17 protein-coding genes are annotated in these 13379 nt (G+C 37.1%); 15 read left to right on the top strand and 2 right to left on the bottom strand.

Going from position 1 to position 13379, the window contains the following annotated elements:
- Positions 1-30: 30 nt before the first annotated feature.
- Both JET18_RS12060 and JET18_RS12055 read right to left on the bottom strand, forming a co-directional pair.
- Positions 31-240, bottom strand: a complete 210-nt coding sequence (locus JET18_RS12060) for a hypothetical protein (protein ID WP_202091341.1) — start codon at positions 238-240, stop codon at positions 31-33.
- A 98-nt stretch (positions 241-338) separates the two neighbouring features.
- On the bottom strand, positions 339-971 hold the full coding sequence (locus JET18_RS12055; protein WP_202091340.1) for a DUF1579 domain-containing protein: 633 nt from the start codon (positions 969-971) through the stop codon (positions 339-341).
- A 141-nt stretch (positions 972-1112) separates the two neighbouring features.
- Between JET18_RS12055 and JET18_RS12050 the strand changes: the two genes are divergently transcribed.
- The 15 genes from JET18_RS12050 to JET18_RS11980 all read left to right on the top strand — a co-directional run bounded on the left by JET18_RS12050 (position 1113) and on the right by JET18_RS11980 (position 13344).
- Complete coding sequence (locus JET18_RS12050) at positions 1113-1790, top strand: NUDIX hydrolase (RefSeq protein WP_202092560.1); 678 nt, start codon at positions 1113-1115, stop codon at positions 1788-1790.
- Between the two features lie 355 nt (positions 1791-2145).
- Entirely contained in the window at positions 2146-2688 is a 543-nt protein-coding gene (locus JET18_RS12045) for an NADAR family protein (protein ID WP_202091339.1), read from the top strand.
- 29 nt (positions 2689-2717) lie between these two features.
- A complete protein-coding gene (locus JET18_RS12040; RefSeq protein ID WP_202091338.1) occupies positions 2718-3266 on the top strand; it encodes a prolyl hydroxylase family protein in 549 nt (182 codons plus the stop codon).
- A gap of 75 nt (positions 3267-3341) precedes the next feature.
- Entirely contained in the window at positions 3342-3677 is a 336-nt protein-coding gene (locus JET18_RS12035; RefSeq protein WP_202091337.1) for a hypothetical protein, read from the top strand.
- A 2-nt stretch (positions 3678-3679) separates the two neighbouring features.
- Entirely contained in the window at positions 3680-4534 is an 855-nt protein-coding gene (locus tag JET18_RS12030) for a hypothetical protein (RefSeq protein ID WP_202091334.1), read from the top strand.
- 3 nt (positions 4535-4537) lie between these two features.
- Positions 4538-5608, top strand: coding sequence for an adenylosuccinate synthetase (locus JET18_RS12025; RefSeq protein WP_202091333.1), 1071 nt, complete (start codon positions 4538-4540; stop codon positions 5606-5608).
- A 53-nt stretch (positions 5609-5661) separates the two neighbouring features.
- Positions 5662-6081, top strand: a complete 420-nt coding sequence (locus tag JET18_RS12020; RefSeq protein WP_228728542.1) for an ADP-ribosylation/crystallin J1 — start codon at positions 5662-5664, stop codon at positions 6079-6081.
- Positions 6078-6551 (top strand): macro domain-containing protein, encoded by a 474-nt coding sequence (locus tag JET18_RS12015; protein ID WP_202091332.1) that lies wholly within the window; start codon positions 6078-6080, stop codon positions 6549-6551. The genes JET18_RS12020 and JET18_RS12015 overlap by 4 nt, the downstream gene beginning before the upstream one ends.
- A 14-nt stretch (positions 6552-6565) precedes the next feature.
- Positions 6566-7384 carry a TIGR02452 family protein gene (locus tag JET18_RS12010; protein WP_202091331.1) on the top strand — a complete coding sequence of 273 codons (819 nt, stop codon included), beginning with the start codon at positions 6566-6568 and terminating at the stop codon, positions 7382-7384.
- A gap of 20 nt (positions 7385-7404) precedes the next feature.
- The gene (locus tag JET18_RS12005; RefSeq protein ID WP_202091330.1) at positions 7405-8442 is read left to right on the top strand and encodes a DUF2971 domain-containing protein; all 1038 of its coding nucleotides are present in this window, start codon (positions 7405-7407) and stop codon (positions 8440-8442) included.
- Positions 8439-9125 carry an SIR2 family NAD-dependent protein deacylase gene (locus JET18_RS12000; protein ID WP_202091329.1) on the top strand — a complete coding sequence of 229 codons (687 nt, stop codon included), beginning with the start codon at positions 8439-8441 and terminating at the stop codon, positions 9123-9125. The genes JET18_RS12005 and JET18_RS12000 overlap by 4 nt, the downstream gene beginning before the upstream one ends.
- Before the next feature lie 51 nt (positions 9126-9176).
- On the top strand, positions 9177-9977 hold the full coding sequence (locus JET18_RS11995; protein WP_202091328.1) for a DUF2971 domain-containing protein: 801 nt from the start codon (positions 9177-9179) through the stop codon (positions 9975-9977).
- A 17-nt stretch (positions 9978-9994) separates the two neighbouring features.
- Complete coding sequence (locus JET18_RS11990; protein ID WP_202092556.1) at positions 9995-10537, top strand: RNA 2'-phosphotransferase; 543 nt, start codon at positions 9995-9997, stop codon at positions 10535-10537.
- Between the two features lie 2 nt (positions 10538-10539).
- Complete coding sequence (locus tag JET18_RS11985) at positions 10540-11295, top strand: metallophosphoesterase (RefSeq protein ID WP_202091327.1); 756 nt, start codon at positions 10540-10542, stop codon at positions 11293-11295.
- A gap of 324 nt (positions 11296-11619) precedes the next feature.
- Positions 11620-13344: a M14 family metallopeptidase gene (locus tag JET18_RS11980; protein ID WP_202091325.1), complete on the top strand. Its 1725-nt coding sequence runs from the start codon at positions 11620-11622 to the stop codon at positions 13342-13344.
- Positions 13345-13379 lie beyond the last annotated feature (35 nt).

The raw sequence follows: 13379 nt of genomic DNA, 5'->3' as shown, positions 1-13379 counted from the left end.
AGACCGGTAATTTTACCGGTCTTTTATTTTTCAGAAATTACGCTGCTTCTCCGTCAGATTAGCCTGGATCACCAGGGCTCCGAGGCCGAGAACCACTTCAGCAATTCCCAGTGTTCTTATCAGATTGATCCCGCATACGATGCATTCAGGTTCAGGGAATGGTTTTTTTCCCACGACGATGATCAAAACTCCTCCTATGATGATAATGACCACAATAAAGGCTCTTAATAATGTTTTCATGATGGTATAATTTTTTATTTCTTATCCCAAAGTTGAGCATATCCGTCATGAAAATGATAAGGAAAACCACTGTTTCTGACGTGGTGATTTCACTTGTTTTATTTCTTTTTCGTGAACTTTATTTCCATCGTTTTATATTCCTTACCTGTTTTGGAATCTGGGCCGTACATTTCCATCACGTGATTATTGGCATCAGTGAAAGTATACACTTCACGGAAATCACAGTCTTTGCCGGGTCTTGCCGGATCAGTCATTTTCCCTTTTAATTCAATGGATTTTTTAGATGGATTCCAGTCTCCTTCCGCATGCATAATCCCAGTCCCCATATTATCGATCCAGGTGCTTACAAATTTTTTCTTGGCATTATCGTACCCCATAATACTCATCCCTTCGAATGGCATTCCCATGAAGTTTCCTTTATAGGTGCTGTGCTGGTATCTTCCTCCAAAGATCATTTTATTCGTGCATTCAGACTGGCTGGTTACAGGTTTCCCGTTATTTTCCATCCATGTTGTTGTTGCTCCCGTCCAGTTTCCGTCGTAGGCTGCCAGTGTTTTGTGCAGCTCTCCCGGAGTGGCATATTCCATCCAGGCTTTCATTGCAGCGGCTGAATCTACAGGCTGCCATGTGGCTGAATCTGTTTTAGCGGATTCTTTTTCTGCGGCAGGCTTTCCTTTTTCACAAGCGGTCAGCAGAAAAGCAATTGAGAATAATAGCAATAGATTTTTCATAATTAGTTAATTTTAAGTGGGTTAATGTGAAATAAAGTTAGTCAATTTTATTATGCACTCAATTGTTTTTTTGATTTCATTTATAAACCGTACCTTTGTGTATTCGTAACGCAAACTAAAATTATGGGGTCTCCAAAAAAAATTCAGGATATAAAAGTTGCCGTAGATGCCGTTATTTTCGGCTACTTTGATAAGCAGGATCTTCAGCTTCTTTTAATCAAAAGAAAGATTGATCCGTTCAAAGGAGGCTGGGCCCTTCCGGGAGGCCTTGTGCTGGATGACGAAAACCTGGATGATGCCGTGAAAAGAGAACTTCATGAAGAGGCGGGCATAAAGCCTGATTTTTTGGAACAACTCTACACTTTTGGTAACGTAGGCCGTGATCCACGAAACAGAGTGGTTTCTGTGGCTTATCTGGGCCTTGTGAACCCTTCCTATCATGAACTCTTTGCCGACTCTGATGCCGAAGATGCACAATGGTTCAGTGTAAATAAGCTGCCGTCATTAGCTTTTGACCATAAAAATATTATCGATATTGCGTTAAACAGACTTCGTACCAAGATCCAGTATCAGCCGATTGGTTTTAATCTCCTTAACGAAGAATTTCCTTTTTCAGACCTTGAGAATTTGTACAGAACCATTGTAGGCCGCGAAATAGACCGTAGAAATTTCCGTAAAAAAATCATGAGCTACGACCTTTTGAACGAAACCAATAATGTAAAAAAAGAAGGCAGCGGCAGGCCCGGAAAACTCTTTACCTTCAATCAGGAAAAATATGAGGAGCTGGAAAAAGAAGGCTTCTATTTCGAAATTAAGTAAATGCTGGAAGCGGGAAGAATGAGGAAGGGAGTTAGTATTGGTGCTAAATAGTAAACAGATGCCTTGAAACCTATTGAAGGAGTATTTCTCTCTATGAACTTCAATAACTTCTCTCTTCGGGCCTCAGATTTCCCGATTATTATTCTATTCAAAAAATTAAACTAAAATTTAAGTTTTAATCAATTTGTGCTATTTGTGAAAACATTAGTGTCATTTGTGTTTTAAATAAATTTCAAAAGATTCATTTTTTTTATAGTTGAAAATCAATAAGTTAATTATTTAGTGTTAAAATAACGCAAATATATTTTGGCTGTAAAATGATATTGTTTTACATTTGTGTAAGAATAACACAATCATGAAATACACATTACAAAATAGTATAGAAAAATTTCAGAGAAAAGAGAGTCTTGATTTTCTGTTCTTCTGGGGACATACGGTAAAGGATGAGATCACCAAATCATGTTTCAGCCAATGGTTTCCCATCAGATTTGAAGAAAACGGAATTGTTTATAAAACAGCAGAACATTATATGATGGCAGGAAAAGCCAGATTATTTAATGATGATGAGATTCTGGAAAAAGTCTTATGCTCTGAAACGCCTAATGATGCTAAAAGTTTAGGAAGAAAAGTGAAGAATTTTGATCCGAAACTTTGGGATGAGTACAAATATGATATTGTAAAGAAAGCTAACCTTTTAAAGTTTTCTCAAAATCCAAAATTTGAAGAATTTCTGTTGGCAACCAATGATAAGATCCTGGTTGAGGCAAGTCCTTATGACAAAATCTGGGGAATTGGTATGCTGGAATCTGATCCCCGGGCACATAATCCTCTTTTATGGGATGGAGAAAACCTGCTGGGCTTTGCTTTGATGGAAGTAAGAGATGAATTAAGAAGGTAAGAACACAATCACCAAACACAATACTAATCATGGAAAAGACAGAACTACACCCACAGATATTTCTGATCGAAGAGTTCCTTTCACCGGATGCCTGCGATGAATACATAGCGATGGCCCAGGGAAAAGTATTTGAAGAAGCGAAAATCAATATGCACGGAAAGCAGCTGATGAGTAAAGGAATCAGAAATAACGACCGTCTGATGGTTTTTGATAATGACCTGGCGGAAGATCTTTTCAATAAAGCAGCAGAATTTCTTCCTCTGCATCATGAAGATTATAAACTAAAGGATTTTAATGAAATGTTCAGGGTTTATAAATATTCTCCGGGACAGCGCTTTAAAATGCACAGAGACGGGAGCTATATCCGGAATGAAAATGAAAAAAGTTTCTACACTTTTCTGATCTATCTGAACGACGATTTTGAAGGAGGAGAAACAGAATTCGAAAACTTATTCACCGTAGCTCCGAAAAAAGGTTCTGCACTCGTATTTTATCATCCGTTAAGGCATGAAGGAAAGACCCTGATCAGCGGATTGAAATATGTTTTAAGAACCGATGTGATGTATTCCAGGAAGTAAATCTTTAAAGGAAAAGGCATTGCTATGTGATTTCTAATTAGCGTAAAAACAACACAAACATTAAAATAAAAAAAGATGGAAGACGGATTAAAACCAAGATTTATCGAGTCGTTGCAAAGAAACAATGACCAGATCAGAGAAGACCGTGCCCGCACCATCGGAGCAGATTCCGAGTTGATCTACAGGCGCAGGGTAGAAGACATCGAGCTTAAAATAAAGAGACTGGAAAGAGAGCAGGACGGGCTTATCGATATCAGTCCTTTGGACAGGAACAGCCTTACGTTTGCAGATTTTCAGCCGGAAGCGTTTGTGCAGAAAGACATAGAATTATCATTAACAATCAGAAATCTGAATATTCAGTTGGAAGTCGCTGTAAAGAGATTTGAATATTTATTCGGTAAAACATTTTAGTTATGGGAAGTACAAGATACGATATAGACGCTCGTTTTGACAGAGCAAGAAAAGAAGGTTACGGTTTCAAATCCGCAGGGGAGATTTTCACCCAGAATGCAAAAGGGATGGCCCATGAATCCATGAATCCCAATGGAATTTCTTTCAGGGAATCCAGGGACTCTGAGGTACATCCGAACTCTGTTCCCATTATTTTAGGATTGGATGTAACGGGCAGTATGGGGCATATTCCTCACGAACTTATTAAAGAAGGGCTTCCTAAATTAATGGGCGGGATTATCCAGGGCGGTGTTCCGGATCCGGCTCTTCTCTTCCTCGGGATAGGAGACCATGAATGTGACCGTTATCCTTTGCAGGTAGGACAGTTTGAATCCGGAGACGAAGAACTGGATATGTGGCTTACGCGCACTTATATTGAATCCGGAGGCGGAGGAAATGCAGGCGAAAGCTACCTTCTGGCCTGGTATTTTGCCGCTTTTCACACCAGAACAGATGCGTTTGAGAAAAGAAATGAGAAAGGAATTCTGTTTACCGTAGGCGATGAACCTTTTCTGAGAACACTTCCTGCATCAGCAATCATGGAAATTATGGGGAAAGGTGAACGGACATACAGCCACTTTGATTTACTGGAGGAAGCACAAAAGCGTTATGAGGTGTATCACATCAACGTTTTACATTCAGATCAGGCAAAAAGAGCGAGTATGGGCTGGATCGAACTGCTGGGACAAAATTGTTTAAATATTAAAGACCACAGGGAAATTCCGGAAGTAATTAAAAACGTTATCTGCAATACCTATAAAAATAAAACCTTAGGAACAGCAGGGAGCAGAGGATTTGACAATATTCAAATGTTTTAATTCATGAAAAAGGCACAGATAGTTATAGGACTGGGTTTTGGTGATGAAGGAAAGGGAATTACAACAGATTTCCTGGCGCATCAAAACCCGGAATCTGTGGTCATCAGGTTTTCCGGAGGGCAGCAGGCGGCACATACCGTGATGATTGGGGATAAAAAACACGTCCATTCCAGTTTTGCAAGTGGGGCTTTGCGGGGACTGCCGTCTTATTTTACGGAACACTGCACTATTCATCCCGTATTTTTATTGAATGAGAGAAAGGAACTAATGGAGAAAAATGGAAATACGGAATTGTTCATCCATCCCCTGGCCAAAGTCACCACTCCATTTGATGTATGGCAAAACAGGACGAACGCAAGAAATCTGGAACACGGAACCTGCGGAAAAGGCATCGGAGCCACGATGAAAAGACACGAAAGTCCTTATAAACTGTTTGCTGCCGATTTAATCGCGCCAAGAGGAATGCTGATCGAAAAACTGAAAGGAATCGCGTATTATTATGGCTTTATGGATGAAAAACAGGTAGAAGAAGCTCTAACGGATTTTCTGAACGCGGTAGACGAGATGGATTGGAAAATAGAAGACTATACCTATCTGAATTCATTTGAAAACCTCATTTTCGAGGGAAGCCAGGGAATTCTGCTGGATATGGATCACGGGATATTCCCGAATGTAACGTACGCGAATACAACCTCAAAAAATGCTTACGAAATCTGCAGAATGCTGAAAATAGAGGATATTGAAATGTATTATGTGACCAGAATGTACTCCACGCGCCACGGAAGCGGCTGGATGAGCAATGAAAAGGCTCTGAAGCTGAAAAACAATGAAGAGGAGACCTGTGTTTTTAATGAATATCAGAAAGAACTCCGGTTTGGAGATCTTGATTATGATCTGTTGAATTATGCCCTTCTTTTGGATGGAGCCTATGTTTCAGCTACTCAAAAGAACCTCGTGGTTACATGTCTGGATCAGACTGATGAGACCTTTAAAACAGAACATTTAAAAACAAAATTTGATAAAGTTTACGGATCTTATTCCCCATATTCAAAAGACTTTAAACAAATTTTTTAAACCAAATATTGGCTTTATATTTAGGGATAAAATGAAAGCTGAAAAGAATTAAAATGATGAATACAAAAACTTTATTCAGACCTGTTGGAGAAAAGGAAATGATTCTGATTATTGAAAGCGGATATAAAAAATTTCCGCCAAGATTGGAATGGCAGCCTATTTTTTACCCGGTATTGGATGAAAACTACGCCTCAGAAATTGCAGAAAAATGGAACACCAGAGACGAGGCCGGAAATTACCTGGGATTTGTGACTAAGTTCAATGTAAAGGAAGAAGTTGTAAATCAATATCCGGAGCAGAATGTTGGCGCCCGAAATCATAATGAACTATGGATTCCATCTGAAGAATTAGAGCGTTTTAATGATGCGATTGTTGGAGATATTGAAGTGATTAAAGTTTTTGTAGGAAAAGATTTTAGAAAATCTGGAAATATTGAAATTAATAACCTTGCTGTAAAGTTGAAGGACAGATGAAAAAGATAACCTATTTGAAAGGAGACGCAACAAATCCTTTAACAAAAGAAAATAAAATTATTGCTCACATCTGCAACGATATGGGAGGCTGGGGAAAAGGATTTGTAGTAGCGATTTCTAAAAAATGGAAGCAACCAGAAAAAGAATATCGTGAATGGTTTAAAAGCAATGAAAATTTTCATCTTGGAGAAATCCAGATCGTTGAGGTGGAATCTGATATCTGGGTTTGCAACATGATCGGGCAGCATAAAATTAGGACCGGTTCAAACGGAGTTCCGCCCATCCGATATGATGCCTTAGAAATATGCCTTGAAAAACTGGCTTATGAAGCTTTAAGGCTTGATGCAGAAGTACATATGCCCAGAATTGGCTGTGGATTGGCAGGAGGAAAGTGGGAGAATATAGAACCCATTATCGAAAAGACATTACTCCGAAATAATGTTTCGGTGTATGTTTATGATTTTGAATAAAACAAATAAAACTAATGACAAATAAAGGAATGGCAAAAGATACATTGGAAATCTTAGCCAAAAAATATTATATAAACGAAGAGATCGAAAAAATATCAATAGAAAAGGAATTGGAAACCTGTAAGAAAGGGACTGTTTTGTTTTCATCGGAAGAACTGACTGAAATATCAAAATCTGAACTTCCAGAAGCCGATTTTGAAACTGAATTCGAAGTATGGAATTTCAGTTCGTTAAAAGCAATTCTAAAATTAGCTGACGAAGAAAATCAGGATAAAATAATGTGTTTGAATTTCGCATCAGCCAAAAATCCTGGAGGAGGCTTTATCAATGGGGCAGAAGCTCAGGAAGAAAGCCTGGCAAGAACTTCAGCTTTGTATGAAACGCAGCTCCAGGCCGGGGACTATTACAAAATTCATAGAGATATGGAATCCTGTTTCTACACGGACACAATGATTTATAGTCCGAAAGTTCCTGTCTTCAGAAAAGATAAAGGAGAATTATTATTGAAACCGGTTTTCTGTAATTTTATTACTTCACCAGCAGTAAATGCCGGAGTTGTCAAACGTCAGGAACCGGAAAGAGCGGATGAAATATATGATGCAATGGACATTAGAATGGATAAAATGTTTGCTTTAGCATTACATGAAGGAAATGAAACATTGATTTTAGGTGCGTGGGGCTGTGGTGTTTTTAGAAATGATCCAAAGGAGATTGCAGGTTTATTCAAGAAATATCTTCACGGGAAATATAAAAATAAATTTAAAAGAGTGGTATTTGCAGTTTTGACAAAGAAAGAAGAAATGATAAAGCCATTTGCAGAAATTATTTTTTAATAAACTTAAAACTAATTATCATGAAAGTTTATAAATACAGATCAATAGAAGAGAATGTTTTTAAAAGAGATTTTGAAACGATTAATAATAACTCTTTTTATTCATCCAATTATAATATGTTGAATGATCCATTTGATATTTATTTTAATGAAGAAATATCTCAAGTTATAAATCAACTGAAAATTCTATTTCCATATAAGGAATTAAATAATTTCGAAAATCAATTTAAAAAGGTTTTAAATTTCAAGGAAGAAATTGGAGTTTATTGCTTAAGTAAAGATTTTTTGAATGAGCAATTATGGGCCTATTATGCAAGTTCTTATTCAGGATATTGCATAGAGTATGATTTAGATAAATTAATTGATAAAGGTCAAAACTTTGATTTTCAATATAAATTTGAAATTGACTATAAAGATAATATTCCAACTTTAGGCATCGATGATCTTATAAACTTACAGGATGGGTTCATTAAAAAAATGTTTGCCACTAAAAAATCGACTTGGAAACACGAAGAAGAAATAAGGTTGATTTTTGATAAGTATGGAATGAAAAAATTTCATCCCTCTGCAATTACAGGGATTTATTTTGGAATTAAAACTCCAGAAACAATTAAAGAATCTTTTTATGGACTTTTCAAAGATATGGATGTAAGATTTTATGAAGTATTTCCCTCAAATTTTAAATTGGATTTTAAACTCATTAATGAAACGAAAAGAAAATTAAAATTAGATGTAAATAAGTTTGAGTTTGATATACTTGACCATCACCAAAATGCTTTTCATGAATCTTATTATATTTTTTATAAAAGTTCTATAGATGGACCTAAAATAAAAGAATTTATTTTAGCATTTAGAGAAGAATTTTGTATCAAAGAAAACAGCTTATATATTTTTAACAATGAAGAAGTTAAATCATTAATAAATGTTTATCCCAAAAATGATGAGGAATATATTAAATATGCTGATTCAATAATTACTGTTTGTGATGATTGGGAAGAAGTAACAATTAATAACCCTTATAAAGATTTTCATTACAATGAAATTATAAATAAACAATGAAAAAACTAACCATATTAAGCGGCGCCGGAATCAGTGCCGAAAGCGGAATAAAAACATTCAGAGACGGAGATGGTCTCTGGGAAAATCATAATATTACAGACGTTGCCAGCCCGGAAGGATGGAGAAAAGACAGAGGATTGGTTCTGGAATTTTACAACCAGAGAAGAAAACAGCTTCACGATGTACATCCGAATGAAGCGCATCAGCTGCTGGCAGAACTGGAAAAGCATTTCGATGTTCAGATCATTACCCAAAATATAGACGATCTGCATGAAAGAGCCGGATCTACAAATATCCTGCACATTCATGGAGAACTGTTCAAATCCTGCTCCTGCAATAATAAAAATCTGATCTATGAGCAGAAAGGTGATATCCGGATTGGAGACAAAGCCGAAGACGGGGCTCAGCTGAGACCTTTTATCGTATGGTTTGGAGAAGATGTTCCACTGTACCAGACGGCAAGAGAAAAAGTAAAAGAGGCAGATATTCTGGTGGTAATCGGAACTTCGCTGCAGGTATATCCGGCTGCCGGACTGATCCACGAGATCAAAGACGATTGTCTGCTGGTAGTCATCAATCCCAACGAAACCGGATTCGGATACGGACAAAGAGCCGTAGTGATGAAAGAATCCGCAACCAAAGGAATGAAATTGCTGTTTGATAAACTTGTCAATTTAGCATAATGGAAAACGCGGTCAAAGCTGGAATTTAGATCAAAAATAATAGAATTAATTATGCATATAATAAATAAGAGTGTAGGAACATTAAAAGATATAGAGTTTCCTAAAATTCTATATAAATACAGAGATTGGCATAATAAGAATAATAAAAGATTTATCACAAATAGAGAAGTTTTTATGGCATCTCCAAGTTCATTTGAAGATAAGATAGATTGCAAGCTTCCTGTTAGATATGATTTATTAACAGAAAAAGAAGCTCTAGTATTTGCCATGAACCTATCAAAGAGAGTAAATCCATCTTTCAACAGACAAAGACACAGAAGGGATTCTATAAAATGGGTAAAAGAAAAGACTTATATAAAGAATTATGAGGAGTATACTGCTTTTTATTTTGAAGAGTATGATAAAAGATTAGGTGTTTTAAGTTTAACGGAACACAATTGTTTGGATAAAATGTGGGAAAAATATGCAAATAAGCATCAAGGATTTTGCATTGGTTATAATTCAGAGAAATTGTTTGATTATTTAGGAGGAGGAGGGATAGTTGAATATTATGAAAAAATGCCTATAATTTTACCACAACCATTTATGAATATAGATACCGCAAGAGCTTTACAGGTTTATCAAAAAGAGAAAAAATGGGAATTTGAAAAAGAATATAGAACTCAGAAATTTTGGATTAATGGTGCAACAATAGCTGATAGGCAAATAAAACTTCCTGCCGACGTTTTTCACCATATAATTTTAGGTAATAGAATGAATACAGAGGATGAAAATGAAATAAGAAATGAAATATTGCAAAATATTGGAAACATTCCAATATTAAAAGAAGATGATATTTGTGTAAAAACATGATTACAATAACAGACACCATGAACGAAATACAAAACAAAAGAATAAGCAAATTTCTAAGCCTTATTCTCAGACATCAGCCGGACACCATTCAGCTGAAACTGGATGAAAACGGATGGGCGGAAGTCAGTGAACTGATTTCAAAATCTGCAAAGGGCAGAGTACACTTTACATTTGAAGATCTGGAAGAAGTTGTGGAAACCAACAATAAAAAACGTTTTGCTTTTAATGAAGATAAAACCAGGATCAGAGCCAGCCAGGGACATTCCATTGACATAGATCTTGCTCTGAAAGCGGCACAGCCTCCTGATTTCCTGTACCACGGAACCGCAGAAGCCAATATTGCTTCTATCCTCGACAAAGGGATTGAAAAAAGAAGCCGCCAGCATGTTCATCTGAGCGCGGATAAGGAAACTGCCACGAAAGTAGGAATGCGGCACGGAAAACCTGTGATCCTAACCATCAGAACCGGGGAGATGCACGAAAGCGGAATACCTTTTTATCTTTCGGCCAACGGAGTCTGGCTGACGGATTTTGTAGATGCCAGATATATTTCAAAATAAAAATGGGAAGAACATTAGTAATTGGCGATATCCACGGAGGATTGAAAGCTTTGAAACAGGTTTTTGAAAGAGCAGGTATTGCTGCTGCTGATCAGTTTATCTTTCTGGGAGATTACGTGGATGGATGGAGTGAATCTGCTCAGGTTATCCAGTTTTTAACAGAGCTTTCCGGAAAGCATGAATGTATCTTTATCAAAGGAAATCATGATGCCTGGTGTGAAGACTGGCTGTCGTCGGGAGATGGGCCTGATGTGTGGCTGTTCAATGGAGGAAAAAGCACGGTTGACAGCTATAATGACTATTCACTGGAAGATCTGGATCTTCATCTTGAATTCTTTCAGAGGATGAAAAATTATCATGTAGATGATGAAAACCGTCTGTTTATCCATGCCGGATATTCTTCTATGCACGGTCCTGAAAAAGAAGTCTATTCCAGCAATTACCGTTGGGACCGAACCCTGTGGGAAACTGCGGTAGCAATGGATACAAAACTGGAAAAAAACTCAGAACTCTACCCGAAAAGACTGCTTTTATACAAGGAAATATTTATCGGCCATACCCCGACATTGGATATAGGCATAAAGCATCCTGCCAATAAAGCCAATATCTGGAATATGGATACCGGAGCCGCTTTTACAGGCGCATTATCCATGATGGATATTGAAACCAAAGAGTTCTGGCAGAGCGATCCGCTTCCGTCGCTATACCCCGATGAAAAGGGCAGAAATAAAGATATCTTAGGAAATAAAACCTTATGAAAATACACCAGAAATCTCCAACACTCCCAACCTTATAGGTTTCCAAAACCTATAAGGTTTTCTTTAATAAACAATCCCAAAGATTAATTTTTATCTCCCGCAGATTAAACAGATCTTACAGATTTCAATACTAATTCAAAATGAAAATCTTCGATTTTCTTGCGCCTTAAAACAGCATCATAATAAAAACCTTTTGCGCCCTCGCGTTTCCCCAACCCTTTTCAACAGCCCACGTACAATTTTTATCACTTTCCCGTTTTACCCTTCCGCTTTTTAACCCTTTTCCCAGGAATTTAAGTAATTTTGAAAATCAAAACTGCTCCAATGAAATTGAAATATCTCTTTATTTTCCTAAGCTCTTCCCTTCTTTTAGCTCAGAATTCATTTCAAACCCCTTTTGAAAAAGGAAATAAAAACCAAACGGTTACCTATGAAGAAATGAATGCCTATTACCAGGATCTGGCTAAAAAATTCAGCACCATTCAATACCTTAAAAAAGGGGAAGATGACAATGGAAAACCTATTTATGTGGTCATTTACAATCCTTTTCCTGAAAAAAATATTGAAAAACTGCGGAAAGATAAAGCTGTTCTCTTTGTCAATAACGGGATTCATCCGGGAGAACCTGATGGAATAGATGCTACCATGATGCTGATGCGTGATCTGGCGGCCCAGAAAATAAAGACGCCTCAGAACTTCATTATTGCGGCCATTTCTGCTTATAATGTGAGCGGAATGCTGAACAGAGGATCTTTCTCAAGAGCCAATCAAAATGGTCCGGAACAGTATGGTTTCAGAGGAAATGCCAGAAACTATGACCTGAACAGGGATTTCATTAAAGCGGATTCAAAGAATGCCAGAAGTTTTCAGGAGATTTATCAGTGGCTGCAGCCGGATGTTTTTATAGATAACCATGTAAGCAACGGAGCTGATTATCAGTATATTTTTACCTACATTTCAACCTTTAAGGAGCGCCTTGGAAATACATTGGGAAACTACTTCTACAATGACTATCAGGCTAAAAACCTCGAAGACATGAAAAAACTAGGCTATGAAAGTACACCTTATGTAAATATCCATGGGGATGTTCCGGACGAAGGATTTGCCGCTTTTGAAGATTCGCCCAGATACTCTACCGGATATACTTCCTTGTTCAACTCATTGGGAACCGTTCCTGAAACGCATATGCTGAAACCTTACAATAAAAGGGTAGATGCCACGTACAAATATATGCTGGTAAATCTTCAGAATCTGGATAAAGATTATGGAAAGATAAAACAGCTTCGCCTCGAAAATTTAAAGCAGTACAAAGCTGGAATGCAGTACGGAATCCGTTGGAAAATAGATTCTACAAAATTTTCGACCATGGATTTCAAAGGATATGAAGGGAAATATAAACCGAGTGAGATTTCCGGAAAACCAAGGCTGTATTACGACAGAAATAAACCGTTTACCAAGAAGATCAAACTCTTTACCACAGCTGTTCCTACCGGATATATTACAATTCCAAAATACTATATCATTCCGCAGTCTCAATACCGGGTGATTGAAGAACTGAAAAGAAATAACATCAGAATGACTGCTCTTAAAAAAGACAGTACGGCAGAAGTAGAGTCTTATACAATCAAAGACTTTAAAACGGTGAAAAATCCTTACGAAGGACATTATCTTCATTACGATACGACCGTTGAAACAACAAAAAGAAGCCAAACTTTCCTGTCCGGAGATTATTTAATTTCTACAGATCAGCCTGGCGTAAAATACATCATTGAAACCATTGAACCTGAGGCTTTAGACTCATTTTTTAACTGGAATTTCTTTGATGGAATTTTAGCTCAGAAAGAATATTATTCAGCCTATATTTTTGAAGATACCGCTTCAGAATTACTGAGAACGGATAAAAAGTTAAAAGACGCTTTTGAGGCGAAAAAAGCATCAGATAAAAAATTTGCAGACGACGGAACAGCCCAGCTGGATTGGATTTACAGAAATTCTCCTTATTTCGAAGGAAAAACGTTCAGACAGTATCCGGTTTACAGAATCTTATAAACTTTTTATGGATGAAACCTGTTTGATCTTTATGT

Origin of the sequence: Chryseobacterium endalhagicum (assembly GCF_016745235.1) — a bacterium.
Taxonomy (GTDB): Bacteria; Bacteroidota; Bacteroidia; order Flavobacteriales; family Weeksellaceae; genus Chryseobacterium; species Chryseobacterium endalhagicum.
Note: the sequence above shows the minus strand (reverse complement) of the source record. Positions and strands in the feature narration are given on the sequence as shown.

What these genes read in the sequence shown, in the direction of transcription:
- JET18_RS12060 (WP_202091341.1), bottom strand. Translation starts at nt 240, where the DNA reads ATGAAAACATTATTAAGAGCCTTTATTGTGGTCATTATCATCATAGGA.
- JET18_RS12055 (WP_202091340.1), bottom strand. Translation starts at nt 971, where the DNA reads ATGAAAAATCTATTGCTATTATTCTCAATTGCTTTTCTGCTGACCGCT.
- JET18_RS12045 (WP_202091339.1), top strand. Translation starts at nt 2,146, where the DNA reads ATGAAATACACATTACAAAATAGTATAGAAAAATTTCAGAGAAAAGAG.
- JET18_RS12040 (WP_202091338.1), top strand. Translation starts at nt 2,718, where the DNA reads ATGGAAAAGACAGAACTACACCCACAGATATTTCTGATCGAAGAGTTC.
- JET18_RS12035 (WP_202091337.1), top strand. Translation starts at nt 3,342, where the DNA reads ATGGAAGACGGATTAAAACCAAGATTTATCGAGTCGTTGCAAAGAAAC.
- JET18_RS12030 (WP_202091334.1), top strand. Translation starts at nt 3,680, where the DNA reads ATGGGAAGTACAAGATACGATATAGACGCTCGTTTTGACAGAGCAAGA.
- JET18_RS12025 (WP_202091333.1), top strand. Translation starts at nt 4,538, where the DNA reads ATGAAAAAGGCACAGATAGTTATAGGACTGGGTTTTGGTGATGAAGGA.
- JET18_RS12020 (WP_228728542.1), top strand. Translation starts at nt 5,662, where the DNA reads ATGATGAATACAAAAACTTTATTCAGACCTGTTGGAGAAAAGGAAATG.
- JET18_RS12015 (WP_202091332.1), top strand. Translation starts at nt 6,078, where the DNA reads ATGAAAAAGATAACCTATTTGAAAGGAGACGCAACAAATCCTTTAACA.
- JET18_RS12010 (WP_202091331.1), top strand. Translation starts at nt 6,566, where the DNA reads ATGACAAATAAAGGAATGGCAAAAGATACATTGGAAATCTTAGCCAAA.
- JET18_RS12005 (WP_202091330.1), top strand. Translation starts at nt 7,405, where the DNA reads ATGAAAGTTTATAAATACAGATCAATAGAAGAGAATGTTTTTAAAAGA.
- JET18_RS12000 (WP_202091329.1), top strand. Translation starts at nt 8,439, where the DNA reads ATGAAAAAACTAACCATATTAAGCGGCGCCGGAATCAGTGCCGAAAGC.
- JET18_RS11995 (WP_202091328.1), top strand. Translation starts at nt 9,177, where the DNA reads ATGCATATAATAAATAAGAGTGTAGGAACATTAAAAGATATAGAGTTT.
- JET18_RS11990 (WP_202092556.1), top strand. Translation starts at nt 9,995, where the DNA reads ATGAACGAAATACAAAACAAAAGAATAAGCAAATTTCTAAGCCTTATT.
- JET18_RS11985 (WP_202091327.1), top strand. Translation starts at nt 10,540, where the DNA reads ATGGGAAGAACATTAGTAATTGGCGATATCCACGGAGGATTGAAAGCT.
- JET18_RS11980 (WP_202091325.1), top strand. Translation starts at nt 11,620, where the DNA reads ATGAAATTGAAATATCTCTTTATTTTCCTAAGCTCTTCCCTTCTTTTA.